18 protein-coding genes are annotated in these 22427 nt (G+C 63.5%); 13 read left to right on the top strand and 5 right to left on the bottom strand.

The window, feature by feature from the left end:
- Positions 1–55: 55 nt before the first annotated feature.
- From AC3ISR_RS27875 to tssA, 4 genes are all read right to left on the bottom strand, one after another.
- A complete protein-coding gene (locus AC3ISR_RS27875; RefSeq protein WP_017735732.1) occupies positions 56–544 on the bottom strand; it encodes an Hcp family type VI secretion system effector in 489 nt (162 codons plus the stop codon).
- 176 nt (positions 545–720) lie between these two features.
- Complete coding sequence (gene tssC, locus AC3ISR_RS27870; protein WP_122485224.1) at positions 721–2217, bottom strand: type VI secretion system contractile sheath large subunit; 1497 nt, start codon at positions 2215–2217, stop codon at positions 721–723.
- Between the two features lie 2 nt (positions 2218–2219).
- Positions 2220–2726, bottom strand: coding sequence for a type VI secretion system contractile sheath small subunit (tssB, locus tag AC3ISR_RS27865; protein WP_010207547.1), 507 nt, complete (start codon positions 2724–2726; stop codon positions 2220–2222).
- A gap of 54 nt (positions 2727–2780) precedes the next feature.
- Positions 2781–3797 (bottom strand): type VI secretion system protein TssA, encoded by a 1017-nt coding sequence (gene tssA / locus AC3ISR_RS27860; protein ID WP_192298033.1) that lies wholly within the window; start codon positions 3795–3797, stop codon positions 2781–2783.
- 394 nt (positions 3798–4191) lie between these two features.
- On the opposite strand from tssA, the gene tagH reads away from it, so the two are divergent.
- The 12 genes from tagH (at position 4192) to tagQ (ending at position 21171) form a co-directional block, all read left to right on the top strand.
- Positions 4192–5526 (top strand): type VI secretion system-associated FHA domain protein TagH, encoded by a 1335-nt coding sequence (gene tagH, locus AC3ISR_RS27855; protein WP_463983694.1) that lies wholly within the window; start codon positions 4192–4194, stop codon positions 5524–5526.
- Positions 5527–5579: 53 nt separating this feature from the next.
- Positions 5580–6089, top strand: coding sequence for a type VI secretion system lipoprotein TssJ (tssJ, locus tag AC3ISR_RS27850; RefSeq protein WP_192298031.1), 510 nt, complete (start codon positions 5580–5582; stop codon positions 6087–6089).
- 18 nt (positions 6090–6107) lie between these two features.
- Positions 6108–7442: a type VI secretion system baseplate subunit TssK gene (tssK, locus tag AC3ISR_RS27845; RefSeq protein ID WP_489324527.1), complete on the top strand. Its 1335-nt coding sequence runs from the start codon at positions 6108–6110 to the stop codon at positions 7440–7442.
- Between the two features lie 6 nt (positions 7443–7448).
- Positions 7449–8738 (top strand): DotU family type VI secretion system protein, encoded by a 1290-nt coding sequence (locus AC3ISR_RS27840; RefSeq protein WP_226454692.1) that lies wholly within the window; start codon positions 7449–7451, stop codon positions 8736–8738.
- Positions 8735–12235 (top strand): type VI secretion system membrane subunit TssM, encoded by a 3501-nt coding sequence (tssM, locus tag AC3ISR_RS27835; protein ID WP_463983693.1) that lies wholly within the window; start codon positions 8735–8737, stop codon positions 12233–12235. The genes AC3ISR_RS27840 and tssM overlap by 4 nt, the downstream gene beginning before the upstream one ends.
- Positions 12232–12885, top strand: coding sequence for a type VI secretion system-associated protein TagF (gene tagF, locus AC3ISR_RS27830; protein WP_226454690.1), 654 nt, complete (start codon positions 12232–12234; stop codon positions 12883–12885). The genes tssM and tagF overlap by 4 nt, the downstream gene beginning before the upstream one ends.
- Complete coding sequence (locus AC3ISR_RS27825; protein WP_226454689.1) at positions 12886–13605, top strand: PP2C family protein-serine/threonine phosphatase; 720 nt, start codon at positions 12886–12888, stop codon at positions 13603–13605. It begins immediately after the preceding gene.
- On the top strand, positions 13602–16568 hold the full coding sequence (locus AC3ISR_RS27820) for a serine/threonine-protein kinase (RefSeq protein ID WP_192298025.1): 2967 nt from the start codon (positions 13602–13604) through the stop codon (positions 16566–16568). The genes AC3ISR_RS27825 and AC3ISR_RS27820 overlap by 4 nt, the downstream gene beginning before the upstream one ends.
- Positions 16568–17272, top strand: a complete 705-nt coding sequence (locus AC3ISR_RS27815; RefSeq protein WP_192298245.1) for an ABC transporter ATP-binding protein — start codon at positions 16568–16570, stop codon at positions 17270–17272. Before AC3ISR_RS27820 ends, AC3ISR_RS27815 begins: the two co-directional genes overlap by 1 nt.
- A complete protein-coding gene (locus AC3ISR_RS27810; protein ID WP_192298024.1) occupies positions 17272–18456 on the top strand; it encodes an ABC transporter permease family protein in 1185 nt (394 codons plus the stop codon). The genes AC3ISR_RS27815 and AC3ISR_RS27810 overlap by 1 nt, the downstream gene beginning before the upstream one ends.
- Positions 18449–20158, top strand: a complete 1710-nt coding sequence (locus tag AC3ISR_RS27805; RefSeq protein ID WP_192298023.1) for a formylglycine-generating enzyme family protein — start codon at positions 18449–18451, stop codon at positions 20156–20158. The genes AC3ISR_RS27810 and AC3ISR_RS27805 overlap by 8 nt, the downstream gene beginning before the upstream one ends.
- Positions 20159–20241: 83 nt before the next feature.
- Entirely contained in the window at positions 20242–21171 is a 930-nt protein-coding gene (gene tagQ, locus AC3ISR_RS27800; RefSeq protein WP_192298022.1) for a type VI secretion system-associated lipoprotein TagQ, read from the top strand.
- A gap of 71 nt (positions 21172–21242) precedes the next feature.
- Here tagQ and AC3ISR_RS27795 read toward each other — a convergent pair whose 3' ends face one another.
- Positions 21243–21695, bottom strand: a complete 453-nt coding sequence (locus AC3ISR_RS27795) for a hypothetical protein (RefSeq protein ID WP_192298021.1) — start codon at positions 21693–21695, stop codon at positions 21243–21245.
- Between the two features lie 316 nt (positions 21696–22011).
- On the opposite strand from AC3ISR_RS27795, the gene AC3ISR_RS27790 reads away from it, so the two are divergent.
- Positions 22012–22386 (top strand): hypothetical protein, encoded by a 375-nt coding sequence (locus tag AC3ISR_RS27790; RefSeq protein ID WP_058424462.1) that lies wholly within the window; start codon positions 22012–22014, stop codon positions 22384–22386.
- Positions 22387–22427: the final 41 nt, after the last annotated feature.

The raw sequence follows: 22427 nt of genomic DNA, 5'->3' as shown, positions 1-22427 counted from the left end.
GCGAGAGGAACAAAAATGCTGGGGCCGTGGCGGCAAGCCACGGCCACCAGAACTATCAGCGCTTGGTGTTGGAACGGATGTTCCAGCCAAACTTGATCGCGCCGCCGTCTTTGGTGCCGTCGGCTTTCTGCGGCTGGTAGTCGACCATCACTTGGGCGAAGTTCAGGGTGACGTTCTCGGTCAGGCGATCATCGGAGCCCGAACCGCCAGTGCTCAGGGACGTGACCAGCACTTCTTCCAGATTGATCACCATGTACTCGACCTGGCTTTCACCACCGGCCTTGCGCACGGTCAGCTTGACCTTGTCGATGTGCTTGCCGCTGGCGCAGTGCATCATCAGGTTCGGCGAAGCCTTGTCGACGTACTTGGTCAGCGACAGGTCCTGGATATTCACCTTGCCCGCGCCGCCGCCACCGCCAACGTGCATGTTGCCGGACTGGGCCATGCCCCAGCTCCAGTTCAGCACGTCGATTTCGTCCTTGTGGGCCTTGTCCATGGACTCGCCCTTGATGTCGCCGATCTTGATGAAAATATCAACAGCCATGTTTTCTCCCTGTGTGGCCCAAGGCCACTCAATTTGTTTTGTTTGGAAGTGGCTTTGTGTGGGAGCGGGCTTGCTCGCGAAAGCGGTGTATCAGCCAAAGATATTTCGACTGACCCACCGTCTTCGCGAGCAAGCCCGCTCCCACATAAGCCCGCTCCCACAGACGAGCGAATTACTTAGGCGGATTTTGCCGACGGCAGCTTCGAAACCAGGCGCAACGACACGGTCAGCCCTTCCAGCTGATAGTGCGGGCGCAGGTAAAACTTCGAGTTGTAGTAACCCGGGTTGCCTTCGACTTCTTCCACGATCACTTCCGCAGCCGCCAACGGATGCTGGGCCTTGGTGGTTTCGGTGGAGTGCGCCGGGTCGCCGTCCACGTAGTTGAGGATCCAGTCCTGCAACCAACGCTGCATCTCGTCCTTCTCTTTGAAGGAGCCGATCTTGTCGCGCACGATGCACTTCAAGTAATGGGCGAAACGGCAGGTGGCGAACAGGTACGGCAGGCGCGCGGCCAGGTTGGCGTTGGCGGTGGCGTCCGGGTCGTCGTATTCGGCCGGTTTCTGCAACGATTGCGCGCCGATGAAGGCGGCAAAGTCGGTGTTTTTCTTGTGCAGCAGCGGCATGAAACCGTTCTTCGCCAGTTCCGCTTCGCGGCGGTCGCTGATGGCGATTTCGGTCGGGCATTTCATGTCCACGCCACCGTCATCGGTCGGGAACGTGTGGGCTGGCAGGTTTTCCACTTCACCGCCGGATTCCACGCCACGGATGCGCGAGCACCAGCCGTAGTGCTTGAACGAACGGTTGATGTTCACCGCCATCGCGTAGGCGGCGTTGGCCCAGGTGTACTTGGAGCTGTCGGCGCCGTCGGTGTTTTCTTCGAAGGCGAAGGCTTCCACCGGGTCGGTCTTGGCGCCGTATGGCAGGCGCGCCAGGAAGCGCGGCATGGTCAGGCCGATGTAGCGCGCATCTTCCGATTCACGCAGGGAGCGCCAGCCGGCGTATTCCGGGGTGGTGAAGATCTTGGTCAGGTCGCGCGGGTTCGACAGTTCCTGCCACGAGCCCATGCCCATCACGGTCGGCGAAGCCGCAGCGATGAACGGCGAGTGCATGGCGGCGCAGACTTTCGACAGCTCGCCCAGCAGCTCGACATCCGGCGGCGACTGGTCGAAGTAGTAGTCGCCCACCAGGCAGCCGTACGGTTCGCCGCCGAACTGGCCGTATTCTTCTTCGTACATCTTCTTGAAGATCGGGCTCTGGTCCCACGCGGTGCCCTTGAATTTCTTCAGGGTCTTGTGCAGGTCCGGCTTGGAGATGTTGAGCACGCGGATCTTGAGCTGCTCATCGCTCTCGGTGTTGTTGACCAGATAGTGCAGGCCACGCCAGGCGCTTTCCAACTGCTGGAAATCCTGGTGGTGGATGATCTGGTTGACCTGGGCGGTGAGCTTGGCGTCGATGGCGGCGATGATCGATTCAATCGACTTGATCGCGTCGTTGGACACCAGGTCAGTCTGCGCCAGGGCCTGTTCGGCCAGGGTACGCACGGCGGTTTCCACGGCTTCGCGGGCACGCTCGGTCTTGGGTTTGAACTCTTGCAGCAGCAGGTTCGCGAACTCGCTGGCTTCTTCGGTGGCGCCCAGGATCTGGGAGCCTTCGCGGGCGGTATTGTCAGTCATGATTACTGGTCCCCTGCAGGCTTGGGCGCACTGGCAAGTGCTTGCAGCAGTGCCGGGTCCTTGATCGCCTTCATGATGATTTCTTCAGCGCCGGTCTTGCCGTCCATGTAGGTCAGCAGGTTGGCCAGCTGGGTGCGGGCTTCGAGCAGTTGGTTCAGCGAGTCGACCTTGCGGGCCACGGCGGCCGGGCTGAAGTCGTCCATGCTTTCGAAGGTGATGTCCAGGCTCAGGTTGCCTTCGCCGGTCAGCTCGTTCGGCACGTGGAAGGCCACGCGCGGTTGCATGGCCTTGAGGCGCGAGTCGAAGTTGTCGACGTCCACTTCAAGGAACTTGCGGTCGGCCACGGGCGCCAGAGGCTCGGCGGGCTTGCCGGCGAGGTCGGCCATCACGCCCATCACGAAGGGCAGCTGGACCTTTTTCTCGGCGCCGTAGAGCTCGACGTCGTACTCGATCTGCACTCGAGGCGCGCGGTTGCGCGCGATGAATTTCTGAGAACTTTGCTTCGCCACGTTGCTGCTCCTGGTCGCTTGAGCGACGGTGTTGTTACTGCACAGCCGGGCGGTTTACTCGCCGTCCGGGCCACGCAGGTTTTCAAATTGGGACATGCCGTCGGGAATCAGATTGCGCACGATGGCCGCGAAGTCGGCGTGCACCAGATTCTTCGCCCGGTTCAACAGCACCGGCAGCGGGCTCGAAGGCTCGTGCCGGGTGTAGTACGCAAGGATCTTGTCGAGGCTGCGCAGCACATCATCGCGGCTGGCGATGTCGCCCACCGGGCGCGGTGCTGCGGGGGCGGCGTATTCGACCGAGGGGGCACTGTCGTCACTGACGGCCTCGGGCTCGCTGCTGCCTTCGGTGCCGGGCACCGCTTGATTGAGTATTTGCAGCGCCTGCTTGAGCGGCTGCTTCAAGGCGCTGAGGTCCACGCCCTGGGCGGAACCGACCTGCTCGTTGACCTGCTGCTCGATGGCTTCGCAGGCCGCCCGCGCTGCACTCAGGGCGTCGCGGGTGGCTTGCAGGTGCTCGGGGTCGCTGTCGAGGAAGGCGGCGTTGAGCTGCTGGGTGCCGAGGGTTTCATCGGCGAAGTTTTGCAGGCCGCTGGCGTTGAGCGCTGCGCGCAGGCTCACCGGGCCGAAGGTGCGCGAGCGCGTGAGGATGCTTTCGCGCAGCAGGCGAATGTTGGTGTCGCAGGTCAGGCCGGTGAGGGCGTTGATGCGCACGGTGGGGTCGTTGTCGTCGTCGGCATCCAGGCGCGGGTGCAGGTCGGCCCAGTAGTCACGCAGCAGTGCGTTGATCAGCGACAGGGCTTCGGCAAGCCCGGCCACACCCTGGAGGGCGAGGCTGCTTTGCACCAGGAAATGGGTGATGCGCAGGTCTTTGCTGCGCTGCAGCAAGTCCAGGCTTTGCTGCTGGATGCTGCGCCATTCCGGCGGTTCAGCGGGCAGGATGGAGTCGCCCATGCTGCGCTCGGGTTGGCCCTTGGCGGCACGCTCAAGTTGAAGAAAGTCTGCGTCATATTCCATGTCTTCACCACACGGCGAAGTCGCGGAAACGGCGGTGAGCAGCAACGGCACATCCACTGAATTCGATCTCCCTATCAGCCCGTTAGATGGCGGGCAATTCATGCATTAGTTGCGCGGGGAACTTTGCATGTTTTCTCGGTCATATAAGCAAGATGCCACTACTGTGCCATCACTGGTATTCGAGAAGTTGTGCATTTTTGGTGTAGTACTTATGCCTTGTCAAGGTAAGCTATTCGCCCTCTGTGACAGATGTGCGGTGTTTAACAACCTGCGCGACTGATGGGTCGAACGGCGCACCGGGATAGGATTTTTGTCATGGAGCCCAGTTAAGATCAGCGATCATGCTGGCATTGGCTGGTTTTGATGGTCGATTGCACGACCTGAAGGGGATTTCTCGGGAACCGCTGCCCCGGGAATCGACCGCGCGCGGAAGTATCAGCAAGGAGGCAAGATGGCGCTGTGTTTGACTATCACTAGTTATCACAAGATTACCCCTGGGCAATGCCCCGAAAAGTCCATGCATCAGGGCGTGATGGCTATTGGCCGCAGCGCGGATAATGACTGGGTATTGCCTGACCCCGAGCGCCTGGTGTCTTCCCAGCATTGCGTTATTCAATACAAAGATGGCCGTTATTATTTAACCGATAACAGTACAAATGGTGTGGAGTTGGTTAACGCCGGCATCCGTCTGCGCAGAGGTAATAGCGAGCCGCTGCAAGATGGTGAGTTGATCCGTATCGGCGATTACGAGATCCAGGCCCGCATCGACTTCAATGTGCAGGCCGTCGACAGTCAGCCGTTTGTCGGCGATTCCTCGAACAGTTTCGAAGCGCTGATGGGCGCGGTGGCGAGCAAGCCTGCGCCGATGCCCGCGCCTGTGATCGCGCCGCAGTTCCAGGGCGCCTCGTCGATGGACACCCTGCCGGACCTGTTCGATTTCCTCAGCCCCACCGCCGTGCCGCCGCCGACCGTCGCCGATCATGTGCCGTCCGAGCAGCATGATTTCCGTCCGCCGACGCCGGTTGTCGTGGAGAAGCCCGTGGTATCCGGTGCGGTGATTCCCGAAGACTGGGACCTGTTTGGCGACGCCCCCGCCCCGGTCGCGCCCGCGCCACCACCGCCGCCGCCGCCGTCACCAGCGCCTGCGCCAGTCGTGCAGCCGCCACCCGTGATCGAAGCGCCGGTCGCCAACCCGGCACAACCCGACCTGCTGCAAGCCTTCCTGCGCGGCGCCGGCCTTGAGCAGTTGAACCTCGACAAGGCCCAGGCTGAAGCGCAGATGGAAAACATCGGCCGCAGCTACCGCCTGATGGTCGACGGCCTGATCGACGTGTTGCGTGCCCGCGCCAGCCTCAAGGGCGAGTTCCGCATGCAGCAGACGATGATCCAGCCTGCCGAAAACAATCCGTTGAAATTCGCGCCGAACGCCGACGAAGCGTTACTGCTTCTGCTGCGCCACGGCAACCAGGCGTTTATGGCACCGGATGCCGCCGTGCGCGACAGTTTCAACGACCTGCGTGCCCACCAACTGGCGGTGATGGCTGGCGTAGAAGCAGCGATCAAACACCTGCTCACGCGCTTTGAGCCGGCGCAGCTGGAAGAGCGCATGGGCAAGCCCGGCGGGCTCTCGAGTATTTTCAACGGTTCACGCCAGGCCCAGTACTGGCAGCAGTTCACCGAGCTCTACAGCAATATTTCCCGCGAGGCCCAGGAAGATTTCCAGGACCTGTTCGGCCGCGAATTCAGCCGCGCCTACGAAGAGCACAGCGCACGACAGCGTCGCTAAACATCGCAGTACATGGATTAACGGAAAGCTAAGTACGTCATTGAGGACGCAGGATGATTCCCAGGTTTTTACTCGCAGTCGCCACGATGCTGCTGCTGACGGCGTGTGCCAAAGATGCCGCCGCACCCGCAGCGCCCGTCGAGGATGAGGCAAACACGGCGGCCATCGAGCTGCATTTCCACGCCATCGAAGGCCTCAACCCCGGCGCCAACGGCCAGGCCGCCCCGGTGCGGGTGCGCATCTTCGAACTGAAAAACGCCGCTACCTTCGCCCGTTCCGATTACTTCGCACTGGCTGACCGCGCCCAGTCCACCCTCGGCCTCGACCTGCTGGACCAGGACGAAGTGGTGGTGCAGCCCGGCCAGCAATTGAGCATCCAGCGCGACCTCGACCCGTCCACGCGCCAGATCGGCCTGCTGGTGGGTTACCGCGAGTTGGACCGCGCGCAATGGCGCACGGTGATCAACGTGCCGGCGCGCCAATACACCGAATACCAGATCAGCCTCGATGTGCGTGCCGTGCGCGCCGACATCGCGGTCACCCCATCCAGCCCTGCCCAATAAAAAGCAATCGGAGCCCCCATGTCCTGGAACAATCGCGTGGTCTGGTCGGAAGGCATGTTCATCGGAACGCAGCACTTCCAGCAGCATGACCGTTACCTGGAAAACCTGATCGACGCCCGCAGCCGCCCACTGTCCGCAGGGGCCTGGGGCTTTTCCGAACTGCTGATCGACCAGGGCCTGCTGGCCCAGGGCAAGCTGGCAATCATCTCGGCACGCGGCCTGTTGCCCGACGGCACGCCGTTCAACATCCCCCAGGATGACCTGGCGCCGAGCCCGCTGAACATCGACGACCACCTGCGCGACGGCCTGGTGTACCTGGCCTTGCCGCTCAAGCGTGCCGGTGCCCGCGACACCGTGGACGAAGGCGAAGCCCTGGAAGCCGCCCGCTACGTAAGCCAGGTGCGCGAAGTGCGTGACGACAACGCGCCGTTCGAAAACCGTGCGCCGGTGGCGGTGGGCTCCCGCGCCCTGCGCCTGCTGACCGCGCAGGACGGCATCAGCGATTACGCTGCCATCGGCCTGGTGCGCATCAAGGAAAAACTCGCCGACCGCGCCTTGGTCCTCGATGACACCTACATCCCGCCGGTTCTCGATGTAGCTGCGAGCAAACCGCTGGCGGCCTTTCGCAGCGAACTGCTGGGCCTGCTGCACCAGCGCGGTGAAGCCCTGGCCGGGCGCGTGGTTGCATCGGGCGCCGGTGGCGCGTCGGAGATTGCCGACTTCATGCTGCTGCAACTGGTCAACCGCGCCCAGCCGCTGATCCAGCATTTCAGCCAACTCAGCCCGCTGCACCCGGAGCGGTTTTTCAGCGAGCTGGTGAGCCTGGCCGGTGAGTTTTCGACCTTCTCCACCTCAGGCCGTCGTCCCCAGGAATACCCGCAATACCAGCACGACGACCTGGCCGTGAGCTTCGCCCCGGTCATGGCCGCACTGCGTGAAGCGCTGTCGATGCTGATCGACAGCAAGGCCACGCCGATCCCGATTGTCGAGAAAGCCTACGGCATCCACGTGGCGATGCTGGCCGACAAGACCCTGCTCGACAGTGCCAATTTCATCCTCGTGGTGCGTGCCGATGTGCCCGGCGAAACCCTGCGCGCGCGCTTCGGCCAGCAAAGCAAGGTCGGCTCGGTGGAACACATCCGCGACATGGTCAACCTGCAACTGCCGGGCATCGGCCTGCTGCCGCTGCCGGTGGCGCCGCGTCAACTGCCGTACCACGCGGGCAGTACCTATTACGAGCTGGACCGTGGCAGCGAGCACTGGCAGCAGCTGCAGAATTCCGGCGGTTTTGCCTTCCACATCGCCGGGCAGTTCCCGGGCTTGAACCTGGCCTTCTGGGCGATCCGAGGATAATCCGCGATGCACCCCAATGATGACGACCGCACCCAGTTCATGCCGCGCCCCGGTGGCCGTGCGCCGGAGCCTGCGCGTGCCGAACCCTCGCCCCTGGCGATGCCGGCCGCGCCGATGCTCACTGGCAAGAGCCAGGGCCTCAACCCGTTGGAAAGCGCCGCCGGCCCGCTGCTGGCGCTGTTGACGCGCCTGCGCAACACCATCGCTCACCCGGCACCGGCCAGCCTGCGTGCGCAGTTGCTGGCGTACCTGCGCCAGTTCGAAGAGCGCGCCGAGGCCGCCGGCATTGCCCGCAACGAGGTGCTGCTGGCGCGTTACGCGCTGTGCACCGCCCTCGATGAAGCCGTGTTGAGCACGCCGTGGGGCAGCGCCAGCGACTGGGGCAAGCAAAGCCTGCTGATCACCGTGCACAACGAAGCCTGGGGCGGCGAGAAAGTCTTCCAGTTGCTCGACCATTGCCTGCAAAGCCCACGGGAACGCCTGTACCTGCTGGAGCTGTTGTACCTGTGCATGTGCCTGGGTTTCGAAGGCCGCTACCGCGTGATGAACGACGGGCGCAGCCAGTTGGAAGCCTTGCGCGAACGCACCGCAGCGGCCATTCGCAGTGCCCGCGGCGAACACGAGCGCGAGCTGTCGCCGCACTGGCGTGGCGTGACCGTGGCGCGTGATCGCCTGGCGCAATTCATGCCGCCGTGGATCGCCGTGGCCATCGGCGTGGCGCTGCTGCTGGCGTTGCTGTTTGGTCTGCGGCTCAAGCTGGCGGCGGATGCCGAGCCGGTGTTCAAGAATATTCATGCCCTGGGCGAGATCCCGGTGCAGGCCATCGACCGCCCGGTGGCGCAGCCGAAAGTGATCGAGCGGCCGCGTCTGGCCGGCTTCCTGGTCGAGGACATCAAGGCCGGGCGCGTCGCCGTCGAGGATGCGGTGGACCGTTCGGTGGTGACCATTCGCGGCGATGAGTTGTTCGCGTCGGCCAGCTCCAGCATTGTCGATGACTACCAGCCACTGATGCTGCGCATCGCCGATGCGATCCGCAAAGTGAAGGGCCAGGTGCGTGTCACCGGGCACAGCGACAACCGTCCGATCGCCACGCTGCGTTTCCCGTCCAACTGGGCGTTGTCCGAGGCGCGGGCCAAGTCGGTGCTGGAGATCCTGGCGGCCAAGACCGGCCAGGCCGAACGCTTCAGCGCCGAAGGGCGCAGCGACACCGAGCCGGTGGCTACCAACAGCACAGCCGAAGGCCGTGCCCGCAATCGTCGGGTTGAAATCACCGTATTGGCGGAGGGCGTCGAGTGAAGGCGTTTTTCAGTTTCATGATTCGCTGGGTGATCCCAGTGCTCGGGCTGATTGCCCTGAGTTTGATCATCTGGTTTGTCGGGCCATTGCTCGATGTGTTGGTCCCGCAAGGCCGTCGTTGGGCGCTGATCATCCTGGTGTTCGGCGTGTGGCTGGCCTACCGCGTGTGGCGCATCATCCAGGCACGCCGTCAGGCCGCCGAAGTGATGCGCAGCCTCGCCGCTGAAACCCCGGTCGATCCAAACTCGGTCGCCACCGCCGAGGAACTCAGCACCCTGCGCCAGCGCATGGACGAAGCCCTGGCGCTGCTGAAGAAAGCCAAGCTCGGCGGCGATGAGCGACGCAATCTCTACGAACTGCCGTGGTACGTGATCATCGGCCCGCCGGGTTCGGGCAAGACCACCGCGCTGGTCAATTCCGGCCTGCATTTCCCGTTGGCCGCCCAACTGGGCGCCGGTGCGGTACGTGGCGTCGGCGGTACGCGCAACTGCGACTGGTGGTTCACCGACCAAGCGGTATTGCTCGACACCGCTGGCCGCTACACCACCCAGGACAGCAACTCCACAGTGGATAAAGCCGCGTGGCTGGGCTTCCTCGGCCTGCTGAAGAAGCAGCGCTCGCGCCGTCCCATCGATGGCGCCTTTATCGCCATCAGCCTGTCGGACCTGCTGCTCGGCACCGACGCCGAGCGCGCCGCCCACGCTGCGGCGATCCGCCTGCGCATCCAGGAGCTGTACACCCAGCTGGGCGTGCGTTTCCCGATCTACCTGATGCTCACCAAGCTCGACCTGGTGCCGGGCTTCATGGAGTACTTCGACAACCTGAGCAAGGAAGAACGCGCCCAGGTGTGGGGCATGACCTTTGCCCTGGACGACGGCAAGAACAGCGACAGCCCGCTGGCGCACCTGCAAAGCGAATTCGCCGGTCTCGAACAGCGCCTCAACGAACGCCTGGTGGAACGTCTGCAACAGGAACGCGACCCGGCGCGGCGCGACCTGATCTACGGCTTCCCGCAGCAGTTCGGTGCGTTGAAGGATTGCCTGCAAAGCTTCCTTGAAGGTGTGTTCAAACCCAACGCCTTTGAAGAGCGCGTATTGCTGCGCGGCGTGTACTTCACCAGCGGCACCCAGGAAGGCAGCCCGATTGACCGCCTGATCGGCGCGATGGCCCAGAGCATGAACCTGGACCGCCAGCACCTGGCGCGCCAGAGCGGCACCGGGCGCAGTTACTTCATCGAAAAACTCTTCACCGCTGTGGCGTTTGCCGAACGCGGCCTGGTGGGGGTGAATCCCAAGGTCGAGCGGCGGCGCAAGTGGGTTGCCCGTGGTGTACTGGCGGCCACCGTGGCGTTGGTGCTGGTGGTCAGCAGCCTGTGGTGGGTGAGCTATCGCGCCAACCAGGCGTATATCGCCCAGGTCGACCAGAAGGTCGCGCCGCTGGGCCAGACCGTGCAGAACCTGAGCCCGGCACAACGCGAAGTGCTCGCTGTACTGCCGTTGCTCAATGCGGTGAAGAACCTTGCCGGGGATTCGCCGAGCTGGTCAGAAGGGTTGGGCTTGTACCAGGGCGACATGCTTGAAGCCGAGTCCGCCAGCGTCTACCGCAAGCTGTTGATCGCCGTGCTCGCGCCGCGCCTGGTGACGCGCATCGAAGAACAACTGCACGCGGGCGGCAATTCCGACTTCCTCTACGAAGGCCTCAAGGCCTACCTGATGCTGGCTGACAGCGAGCATTACGATCCAGATTTCATCAAGGCCTGGATTGCCCTGGACTGGGACCGCAACCTGCCGCGTGATCTGCCGGCCGAGCAGCGCCAGGCGTTGAGCGGGCATTTGCAGGCACTGTTCGATCGTCATCCGCCGAGTGCGCGTCTTGATCCACGCTTGATCGACGACCTGCGTCGGCAACTGCAACAGCTGCCGGTGGCGCAGCGCGTCTACGACCGGGTCAAGCGCCAGAAACTGCCGGAAGGCATCGCGGATTTCCGCCTCAACGAAGCCGCCGGCCGCGATGCCGCGCTGGTGTTCAGCCGCAAGAGCGGCAAGCCGCTGGGCGAGCCGTTGAGTGGCTTCTTCACGGCCAAGGGGTATCGCCAGGCGTTCCTGCTGAGCAGCCTGAACCAGACCGGCACCCTCGCCGAAGAGCAATGGGTGTTGGGCCATGAACAGGCCGACCAGCAAAACGTGGTGAGCCTGGCTGCCGACGTGCGCCGCCTGTACTTCCAGGACTACCAGCGCCAGTGGGACGCACTGCTCGCCGACATCGACTTTGTGCCAATCACCAGCGTGGCCCAGGCCGCCGACGTACTGCGGGTGATTTCCGGCCCGACCTCGCCGCTGAAAAAACTGCTGGTGGCGGTGGCCAAGGAAACCGATCTGCAAGCCGAGGAGCGTCAACTGGCGGCCAAAGGCGTGCCGGTGGAAGGTGGCGTCGACAAGCTCAAGGAGCGCCTGGGCAGCCTGCTCGGCCAGGAACAACCGAGCGCCAACGCTGCGCAAGCCACGGATGATCCGGTGACGGCGCACTTTGCCGAACTCAACAGCATCGTCAGCAAAAACGAAGGCGAACCGGCGGCCATCGACGCTTTGCTCGCGGACATGAACGCGCTGTACGTGCAGGTCAGCGCCATGGTCGGCGCCAGCGGCGATGCGTTGCTCGGCGAGGCGAAGAACCAGGCGGCGGCTGCGGCCACGCGGGTCAGCCTGAATGCCGAACGCCAGCCGCCGTTGGTGCAGGGCATGGTCAAGTCAGTGGTCAACTCCACCACCAACAGCATGATGGGCGGGGTGCGCAACCAACTGAACGCGGCCTGGATGAGCGAAGTGGTCAACGTCTACCGCCAGTCCCTGGCCGGGCGTTATCCCCTGGCGCCGGGGAGTGCGCGGGATGCGACCCTGGACGACTTCGGCATGTTCTTCGGCGTGGGCGGGGTGATGGATAACTACTTCCGCAAATACCTGCAGCCTTACGTGGACACTTCCACCCAGACCTGGCGCTGGCAGCCGGGCGCGGCGCAGAAGCTCGGGATTGCGCCGGGCGTGCTGCAAACCTTCCAGCGCGCCGCGACGATCCGTGATGCGTTCTTCCGCGCAGGCGGTACGCAGCCGATTGTGCGTTTCGAACTCAAGCCGGTGTCGATGGACCCGACCATCACCCAGTTCCTGCTCGACCTCGACGGCCAGCAACTGAGCTACGACCACGGCCCGAGCCGTCCGGTGGCCATGCAGTGGCCGAACCCCGGCAGCATCGGCGTGGTGCGCATCTCGATCATGCCCCCTGCCGCCAGTGGCCGCTCCGGCGTGACCCTTGATGGGCCATGGGCCTGGTTCCGTCTGCTGGAGCAATCGGACCTGACCCCGGGCAACTCGCCAGACCGCTTCAACCTGCGTCTGCGTGTGGATGGCGCGAGCATCGCCTACGAATTGCGCGCCAACAGCGCCTTCAACCCGTTCAAGAGCCGCGTACTCAGTGGCTTCAGCCTGCCGGAGCGGCTATGACGACGCTGGGTTTCTACGGCAAGTTGGCCAGCCGTGGCGACTTTGTCAGCCGCGCCTTGCCCCAGAGCTTTGTCGGCCCGTGGGACAGCTGGCTGGCGGCCGGTTTGCTCGCCAGTCAGAACAGCCTCGGCGCCGATTGGCTCAACGTGTATCTGGTCAGCCCGCTGTGGCGCTTCGTCCTGGCGCCAGGTGTGTGCGGGCCGGATGCAGCGGCAGGGGTGGTGATGCCGAGCATTGATCGGGTCGGACGCTATTTCCCGTTGGCGGTGGTTGCGCTGCTGGATCACGACACCAATCCGGCGTCCCTGGTGGGCGGGCCGGACACTTGGTTCGAGCAGGCCGAAGAGCTGCTGCTGAGCACACTGGACAGCGGTGCAAGCTTTGAAAGCTTCAACGCTGGCCTCGACCAACTGGGCGTCCCGACCCTTGAGCTGCGTGCGGTAGACAGCCGCTTCGCCGGCCTGCAACGGGTGTCCGCCACTGAGCCCCATAGCCGCATGACCGCGCTCGCCGAACAGGCCTGCGAAGGTGCGAGCCTGTGGTGGGGCCGAGGTTCGCAACGTATTTCACCCGGTTTATTGCGGTGTCAGGGCCTGCCTGCCGCCGGCGATTTTGCGCAGTTTTTGCTCGGACAAGAAGGTGTGGTGTAGATGGGGGCGACGTACAAATCCGCGAGCAAAAGCCATGTGGGCATGGTGCGCCAAGTCAACGAAGACGCCTGCCTGGATCTGCCGGAAAACCGCCTGTGGGTGGTGGCCGACGGTATGGGCGGGCATGCGGCGGGGGACTATGTCAGCAGCCTGATCGTCGACAGCCTGCGCAGTGTGGCGCCGGGCCGTTCCCTTGAGGAGTATTCGGCGGCGCTGCGCAACGACCTGGTACGCATCAACGCCGCTGTGCGCGAAGAAACCGTCAACCGTGGCGTGACCTTGATGGGCAGCACCGTGGTGTTGCTCGCCGCACGCGGTTTGCGCGGCGTGTGCGTGTGGGCCGGCGACAGCCGCTTGTACCGCCTGCGTGACGGCGTGCTGGAGCGCATTTCCCGCGACCACAGCTACGTGCAAGACCTGCAAGACAGCGGCCTGCTCAGCGAAGCCGACGCCCGCGTGCACCCGCGCGCAAACATTGTCACCCGCGCCATCGGCGTCGAAGCGCAGCTGGAGCTGGCGGTGGTCGACCTGCTGATCGCCCCCGGCGACAGCTATCTGCTGTGCAGCGACGGCCTCAACAAGACCGTCGAAGACCACGAAATCCGCGAAGTCCTCAGCCACGACGCGCCGGACGAAATCGTCCGCAGCCTGGTGCACCTGGGTCTCAACCGGGGTGCGCCGGACAACATCACCACCATCGTCGTGAAGGTCTCGGCATGAATATCCTGATCCCCGGCTACGACATCGACGGCGAAATCGGCGAAGGCGCCATGGCCAGTGTGTACCTGGCGACCCAACGTTCGCTGGAGCGCAAGGTGGCGTTGAAGGTGATGGCGGCGGCGCTGGCGGCCGACCCGACCTTCTGCGAGCGATTCCTGCGCGAGGGCAAGACCCTGGCGCGCCTGTCGCATCCGCACACGGTGACCATCCATGACATCGGCAACGTCGGTGAGCTGTATTACATGGCCATGGAATACCTGCCCAACGGCACGCTCAAGGAGCGCATCGCCGCCGGCATGACGCCGGAGCAGGGGGTGACGCTGATCCGCCAGATCGCCTCGGCGCTGGGCTATGCCCACGCCCAGGGCCTGGTGCACCGCGACGTGAAGCCGGCGAACATTTTGTTTCGCGCCGACGGCACGGCGGTGTTGTCGGATTTTGGCATCGCCAAATCCCTGGACGACCGCACCCAGTTCACCCAGGCCGGTTTTGCCGTGGGCACACCGAGCTACATGAGCCCGGAACAGGCGCGGGGCCAGGAGATCGATGGCCGCGCCGACCTGTATGCGCTGGGCGTGGTGTTGTATGAAATCCTCGTCGGCAAGCTGCCCTACAGCGGCACCGACGCGCTGTCGACGGCGCTGGCGCACCTGACCGAACCGCTGCCAGAATTGCCGGTGCATCACGGCCGTTATCAGGACGTGCTGCGCAAACTGTTGGCCAAGGACCCGGCTGAGCGTTTCCCGGACGCGGCGGCGCTGTTGCGGGCCTTGGACAACCTGCCGGCGGACTCCCCGGAAGCCACGCTGGTGCGGCCGTTGCCGATCCCGATGAGTTTTGACCTGGGGGGCATTACCCCAGAGTCGATCGAGATCCCCACCGAGAAACCCCAGCCCGTGCGCCAACCCGTGGTGCCACCGACCCAGCACAGCGAGCAGCGCCGTGGGCCGGTGTTGGCGTTGGCGGCGGTGGCAGTGGCGGTTGCACTGGCGATGGGTGGCGCAAGTTACTGGTGGTTGAGCGGCAGCGACGAGCCGGTGGCCAAGCCACCTGCCGCCGAGGTGCCGAAAGTCACGCCACCGCCGCCAGCGGTCGCCGAAGTCGATGGTGGCCAACGCCCGCTGTTGATGGCGGGCAAGAAGACCCTGTTCCAGCGCGTGCTCAGCAAGCCGGGCGCGAAACTGTCAACGGATGCCGGCGGCGCGCCAGGCAAGGCCCTGCCGGCGTTCTCCGTGCTCTACGTTTACCAACGCAAAGACGTCGACGGCAGCCCGTGGGTACGTGTCGGCGCGGCCACCGATGGGCGCAGCGACGGCTGGTTGCCGGCGGCACAGGTCAGCGACTGGAAACAAAGCCTGGTGCTGAAATTCACCGAGCGCTCGGGCCGGGCACCGGTGATGTTCCTGCGCCAATCCGGCGAAGTGGAAAAACTGCTGGCTGATCCTTCCGCAGCCAAAGGCGTGCTGGCCAAGGCGCAGAAAAACAGCGAAGACAACAGTCAGATCCTGGCGTTGGAGCCCGCAGCCAGTGCCGTGCCGCAGAACCAGTTCTACCTGTTGCCGATCTTCGACTCCAAAGAGAGCTTCGACGAAAACGGCCAGCCGGTGCAGTTGCTGAATGTGGCGTCCATCGATCCCGGCAGCAGCGCGGTGGCAAAACCCGCAACGCCGGTGATCAGCGCCAACGCCGACGCCTTTCGCACCGCCGTGGTGTTGGTGGTCGACACCACGGTGTCGATGCAGCCCTATATCGACCAGATCCGCGACGTGGTGCACGAGCTGCAAACCCGCATCGCCGAACGTGGCGAGTTGGACAGCGTCAGCTTTGGCATGGTGGGTTTTCGCAGCAGCGTGAAGAAGACGCCGGGCCTGGAATACGTGGCCAAGACCCTGATCAGCCTGGATCAAGGCCGCGACCCGCAGCGCTTCCTCGACATGGCGCGGCAGGTCAAGGCGTCCACGGTGTCCAGCCATTCCTTCAACGAAGACGCGTTCGCCGGGGTGATGCAGGCGGTGGACGGCATGGACTGGTCCGGCTATGGCGGGCGCATCATCCTGCTGGTCACCGACGCCGGTGCGCTGCGCAAGAACGACCCGTTCGCCGCCACCCAGATGAACGAAGCCGAAGTGCGCCAGGCCGCGCTGGGCAAGCAGATCAAGATCTACGCCCTGCACCTGCGCACCGACGTTGGCAAAAAAACCCACGCCGGTGCCGAGAGCCAATACCGCATCCTTACCGCCGACGCCAACCCGCAGATCGGCGACCTGTACACGCCGGTGCCCGGTGGCGATGTGCGCAAGCTCGGCGAGCGGGTGGATGAGATCGGCACGGTGTTCGCCAACCTTGTGCATCAGGTGCGCAGCAACACGCCGCAGCCGGTGCCGTTGCTGAGCAGCGCGCCGAGCCTGGCGGACAAATCCGCCGCCGTCGGCTACGCCATGCACATGGATTTCCTTGGGCGCAAAACCGCGAGCCAGGCGCCGCAACTGGTCAGCGCCTGGACCGCCGACCGCGACCTGACCAACCCGGCGCTGCCGGCGTTCCAGGTGTGCGTGATGCTGACCAAGTTGCAGCTCAACGACTTGCAGCAGTCGCTGAAACTGATCGTCGATGCGGCGCGCAAGACCCAGACCTCGCCGAAGGATTTCTTCCAGGAAATCGCCAGCGCCTCGGCCTACATGAGCCGCGACCCGCAAGCCCTGCGCAAGGGCGGCAACCTGGCCGACGGCGGCATTCTCGGCGAATACCTGGAGGGCCTGCCGTACCGCAGCAAGTCGCTGAACATGACCCAGGATTTGTGGTTGTCGTTGAGCGTGGCCGAGCAGGAAGATTTTATCGACGAGCTGGATTCGAAAATCCGCCTCTACGAAACCTTCCACAACGACCTGGCCAACTGGGTCCGTTTCGGTGATGCCGAGCCGGGCGACGCGTTGTACCGCGTGCCGTTGTCGACGTTGCCGTGATGCTGAACCTGAGCGCGGTGCACAAGAGCCGGGGCGTCGGCAGCCAGCGCTACAGCCTGGTGATTCCGGCGCTGGCGCTGCGTGCCGGCGAGCAAGTGGCGATTGTCGGGCCCAGCGGTTGCGGCAAAAGCACTTTGCTGGACCTGCTGGCGCTGGTATTGGCGCCGGATCAGGTCGGGCAGTTTGAGTTTTATCAGCAGGACATTGCCGGGCTGTGGCGCGCTGATCGGCAATCCGCGTTGGCCGCGCTGCGTAGCCAGCACTTGGGCTATGTGCTGCAAACCGGCGGCCTGCTGGGCTTTCTCGATGTGCGTGGGAATATCGCCTTGTCCCGGCAACTGCTGGGCTTGAAGGACGATGGCAGCGTGACGCGCCTGGCCGAGCAATTGGAGATCGGCGACCAGTTGGCCAAGAAGCCGGCGGCGTTGTCGGTAGGCCAGCGCCAGCGCGTCAGCTGTGCCCGCGCCCTGGCCCATGCGCCGCAACTGGTGCTGGCGGACGAACCCACGGCGTCCCTCGACCCCCTGAACGCCGAGCGCGTGATGCAGGCGCTGCTCGCGCAGGCTCGCCAGCACCAGGCAGCCTGTGTGATCGCCACCCATGACGAGCCCCTGGCCCGCGCCAGCGGCTTGCAGGTGCGGCGCATCAGTTGTCGTCGCGACACCGACGGCGGCGTCACCGCGACCCTCGGGGAGGCGTGCTGATGCGCATCGGCTTGGTGGCGTCGCTGGCCTGGCAGGATTACCGCAACGATGCGTGGCTGTCGGCCTGTTCGGTGCTGGCGTTGGTCGCGGTTATCGCGCCGTTGTTGGTGTTATTCGGCCTGAAATTTGGACTGGTTAGCAGTTTGACCGAACGTTTGGAGACCGACCCCGCTACCCGTGAAATTATTCCGCTGGGCGGTGGTCGATTCAGCAGTGCGTTTATCGAGCAACTGGGCGAGCGCAGTGAGGTAGCCTTCGCCATCCCGCGTACGCGGCAGATTGCGGCGACGGTGCAGGTGGGCAGCCTGGCGTTGGAAATGCTGCCGAGCGCCTCGGGTGATCCGCTGCTGGCCGGCTTGCCGGTGCCCCGGGGCCTGGACCAGGTCGTGCTGAGCCACACCGCTGCCGAAAAGCTTGCGGCGCGGCCTGGCGATTGGCTGGAAACCAGCTTTGCGCGGCAGGTGGCCGGGCGTGTCGAAGCCCAGCGCACGCGCGTACAGGTGCTGGCGGTGTTGCCGCTGGAGGCCTTTGCCCGTGACGGTCTGTTTGCCGACCTGGGTTTGCTGGAAGCGGCGGAAGACTACCGTGATGGCCGCGCAGTGCCGGCGTTGGGTTGGGCCGGTGAAGCGGTGGGTGTGAGTGAGCAGCGTGTGTACCCGGCATTCCGCCTGTACGCCCGCAACCTCACCGATGTGGAACCGCTGCGCGTGTACTTCGCCGGGCAGAACCTGTTGGTGTCGACCCAGGCGCAGACCATCGCCCAGGTGCAGTCGTTGAGCCGCAACCTGTCTATCGTGTTCTGGGTGATCTGCGGGTTGGCGTTGGCAGGGGCGTTTGCGGCGATCTTCGCCGGGGCCTTGGCCGCCGTGGCGCGCAAGCGCCGGGAGTTGTCGGTGTTGCGCCTGCTGGGGTTTTCCACGGGTGGGCTGCTGGTGTTCGTGGTGGTGCAGGCGCTGTACAGCGCGGGTTTTGCCGCCGTACTCAGTGCCAGTCTGTATGGCCTGGCCGAGGCGGGTTTGAATGAATTATTCGTGCAGGTGCCGGGCGAGTACGCCAGCCACCTGCTGGCGCGCCATTACGGCCTGGCCCTGGTTGCAGTCCTCGGCGTCAGCGCCGTGGCGGCGGCTTGTGGTGGTTGGCGAGTGGCGCGTATCCAGGCTTCTGAAGGAATCAGAGATGTATAAGTTACTGGGCGCCTGTGTGGCGCTGACCCTGGCCTCGATGGCCTGGGCCGATGAGGCGAGTGACAAGCTCGACAACCCCAAGCCATTGGAAGGGGATGTCAGCCTGCCGCTGCCCTGCGAAGGCAACATGGTGTTCCGCTACGCCTACGTGTTGGCCCAGGGCACCCTGGATGACCGCGAGATCAGCCTCGGCTACCCCTTTGCCGAAGGCGAGGCGGGTTACCAGCAATCGTTTATTTCCGGTTACCGCCGCGACTTCATCAACGGCCAGTTCACCCTCAAGGACCTGCCCAAGGACTGGAACAAAGTCATCGCGCCCTTGATGCCCAAGACCGACGCCAAGACCCCGCTCAAGCCCATGCTGTACTTCATCGGCAAGTACGAAGTGACTGCGCGTCAGTACGCCCAGGTCATGTCCCAGGCGCAGTCCCTGGCCAGTGGCGAGCCTGCGCCGGCGTGCGATGCGCCGACCGGGATGGCCGGGCGTTTGCCCAAGGTGAAACTGTCGCGCTTTGAGGCCGAACGCTTTTCGGCGGTGTACAGCGCGTGGCTGATGAAGTACCACCGCGACCTGCTGCCGGTGAGCGGGCGTGGTTCGTCGGCGGAGGATGGCGGCGTCGGTTTTGTGCGTTTGCCTACCGAAGTCGAATGGGAATTCGCTGCACGCGGTGGCCAGGCGGTGAGCCGTCAGGACCTGGAAGGGCGCCTGTTCCCGCGCCGCGCCGAAGGCAGTGACAGCGACGGCCCGCTGGGCGACTACGCAGTGTTCAACCAGGTCGCCGGCGGCACCGGCCAGGCTGCACGCCTGATGCCCATCGGCACCAAGCTGCCCAATCCCATTGGGATGTTCGACGTGATCGGCAACGCCGCCGAGATGGTCCAGGAATCCTTCCAACTGGTGCACGCCGGACGTCGCCAGGGCACCTATGGCGGTTTTGTGGTCAAGGGCGGCAACTACCTGGAAGGTGAGGGCACGCTGTTCACCGGCATGCGCCGTGAATACCCGCTGTTTGGCGCCGATGGCACCGAGCAGAGCAACGAGACCACCGGTTTCCGCGTGGCGATCGGCGCGCTGTCGGCACCGCGTTCGCGCTACAAGGAGCTGTTCGCCCAGTGGCAGAAAGAGGGCCGCCTGGCCTCGCTGACCGACGCCATCGACGACGCCCAGGACCCGACCAAGCGCCTGGACAGCATCATCGCCGCCAGCGTCGACCCCAAGCTGCAAGCCGAGTTGGGGCTGGTCAACGAAGAGCTCAAGCGCAACGTCTCGCTGATCGCCCAGCAACGCGAGGAAGCGGCGGGCAACCTGATTCAGTCGGCCGCGCTGGTGGCCGAGACCATCGCCAACTACAACATCCGCCTGGCGAACCTGCAGAAGAGCCGCCAGCAGGCGCTCGACAAAAAGGACGAGGCCAGCGCGCAACTGTTCGACATGGCCATCGCCAATGGCCGCAGTGCCCTCGACGGCGCAGTGGCGATCTATATCGACAACCTGGCCACCGGCACGCGTTATACCGATGCGGTGATCCAGGCGCAGTTTCAACGGATCAAGGAAGAGTTGGATCGCAAGCCGGTGCTCGGCAAGAGCCTGGTGACGCGCGCGACACTGTTCGTTCGCCATGTCGGCAACTACCGCAAGCAACAGCGGGCCGACCCGGCAACGATCTTGAAGGAATTGCTCGCAGCGAGCGGTCAGCGATGAGCGCTGGCTGTAGAGCGAGCTTGGAAGGGACTCAGGCGGCCGTGGCCGTGCTGGGCAAGTCAAACTTAAAAGAGAACACACCTATGCTTTTTTCCCGTAAGGCGGTTTCCAAGCGTCACTTGCTGCTGATCGCAGCCGGCTTCAGCACCGTGCTGACCGGTTGCGCCACGTCGCCGGCCTCCAAGGTCGCGTCGAGCACCAAGGTCGAGTACTACCCCAACTGCTACGAGCCGGTGCAGCACTTGCGCGCCACCGACTCGAACATGACCAAGTCGGTTGTCACCGGCGCGGCCATCGGCGCTGCCGGCGGTGCCCTGCTCGGCGTCCTGACCGGCGACAAGGAAAAACGTGGCCGTAACGCCGCCATCGGTGCTGCGGGCGGTGCCCTGGCGGGCGGCGCAGCGGGTTACTACACCGAGCGCCAGAAGCAGATCGCCGATGACAACCAGCGTATTGCCTCATATGCGGCTGATGTGAACAAAAGCGCCTCCGACATCGACCGCAGCACCGCGTACGCCAAGGCGTCCCAGCAGTGCTACCAGAGCGCGTTCACCAAGCTGGTGGCTGATCGCAAAGCCAAGACCGTCAACGACACCGAAGGCCGCAAGCGCCTGGCGGAAATCGTCGCGGGCCTGAAGGAATCCAATGACCTGATCGTTGCGGTCAACGGTAAAGCGGCCGAAGACCTGAACAACTACACCCAGGCCTACGAGAAAGACCTGCAACAGGTTGGCGTACAGCGTACCGACGTGGTCACCGTGGCCAAGGCCGATACAACGACACCTGTGGTAGCCGCGGGCAAGAAGAAAGGCACAGGCTCCAAACCGCCGAAAAAGCCGCCGCTCCCAACCGTACCAACAGAAGCGGTGAGCACCGAGAAGACCTTCCAGACCGCCCAGACCAAGCAGGATGAAAGCAAGAAGGTCGCCAGCGCCGGTAAAGCTCAGCTCGAAGGCAGCTGCCGCGATCCGAACCTGGCCGACTGGGCGCCGGTTCCTTGCCCCAACGTTTAATCCAGTGACTGGTTAATACAAGGGACACCCGTCAATTGAAATGACGGGTGTCCCTTGTGCCTCAGAGATAGTTACTTCACCGGAGGGTTCAGGCCTTTGATATGGAGTTGGCCACAGGTAAACCGGTAAGGCGGGGCTAAAAACTCTAGCGTGGCGGTGAGGGTTTCCGATTTTTCATCAAAAGAGAACTCAAGTTGCCCTGTAGTTCCCGCGTATGTTTTATCGGCGAAGAATGCCGCATAAGCTGAACCGGGGTCGCCCGTTGGCTCTATCGGTAGTATTGATGGGGTGTACAGGTCATCAAAATGTATATAAACCCAAAAAATCAAATGCGGGTAATTGTCGACGCGTGCAATAACTTCAAGATGCTCGCCGTTGAATCTCATCATCACTTCTTTCGTGGCTCGGAATTCGTCAAAAGGAGGAAGCGGATCCATAGCAATCTTTATGGTTAGTTCGCCCTCGCTGTGTGCAGCCCGACGTGGCTTGCGTAACCACGAAGGTGTCGTTTGGTTTTTTAACATCGTTAAGCCCTCATTCATGGGTTATGGCGTAAACCAGAAATTGATTCAGCCAAGGTCCGTGTAATTAGTTTGAGGGGTGTGTACTGCGCTCATAACTGTCAAAGTTGACAGTTATCAATTCTTTTTTGGAATAAGCCTTGGGCAGGGTAGGCGTGCTGGGTGGTTATCCTTCGGGCAAACCATTATTTGAGCGTGACTCATTAGTCATTAAATCTGCAAGTAACGTTTGGTTCTTGCGTGTAGCAAACCTTGTTGGTGTTCTATATAGGAATGGCTAAACTGCGCCAGCTGTTTAATTCAACGAGGCTGCGTCGTTATGAAATTCCGTCTTCTCCTGTGGGTGCTGGGCCTGATGATGGGCAAAGCCAGCCGCACCAACCCTGCCTTCCAGCAACAACTGGGTGATAAAGACCTGGCCTTCCAGTTGCAGACCCTCGACGGCAAAGTCGCCCGTCACTTCATCGTCAAAGACCAACGCATCACCAGCCGTTCGGGCGTCCACCCGACGCCGGCGTTTGCCATCGCGTTCAAGGACGCTGCCTACGGCTTCGCCACGATGCAGGCGAAGAACAAGCAATTGGCGTTCATGACGGGGATTCAGGACAAGTCGATCCAGATCAAGGGCAACCCGGCGCTGGTGATCTGGTTCCAGGGGTTGACCAAGTATCTGAAGCCGAAGAAAAAGAAGTAGGGTTTTCAGGTAGACCGAGGTGGATTCTTCGCGAGCAAGCC

Source organism: Pseudomonas sp. GL_117 (genome assembly GCF_057835125.1).
Note: the sequence above shows the minus strand (reverse complement) of the source record. Positions and strands in the feature narration are given on the sequence as shown.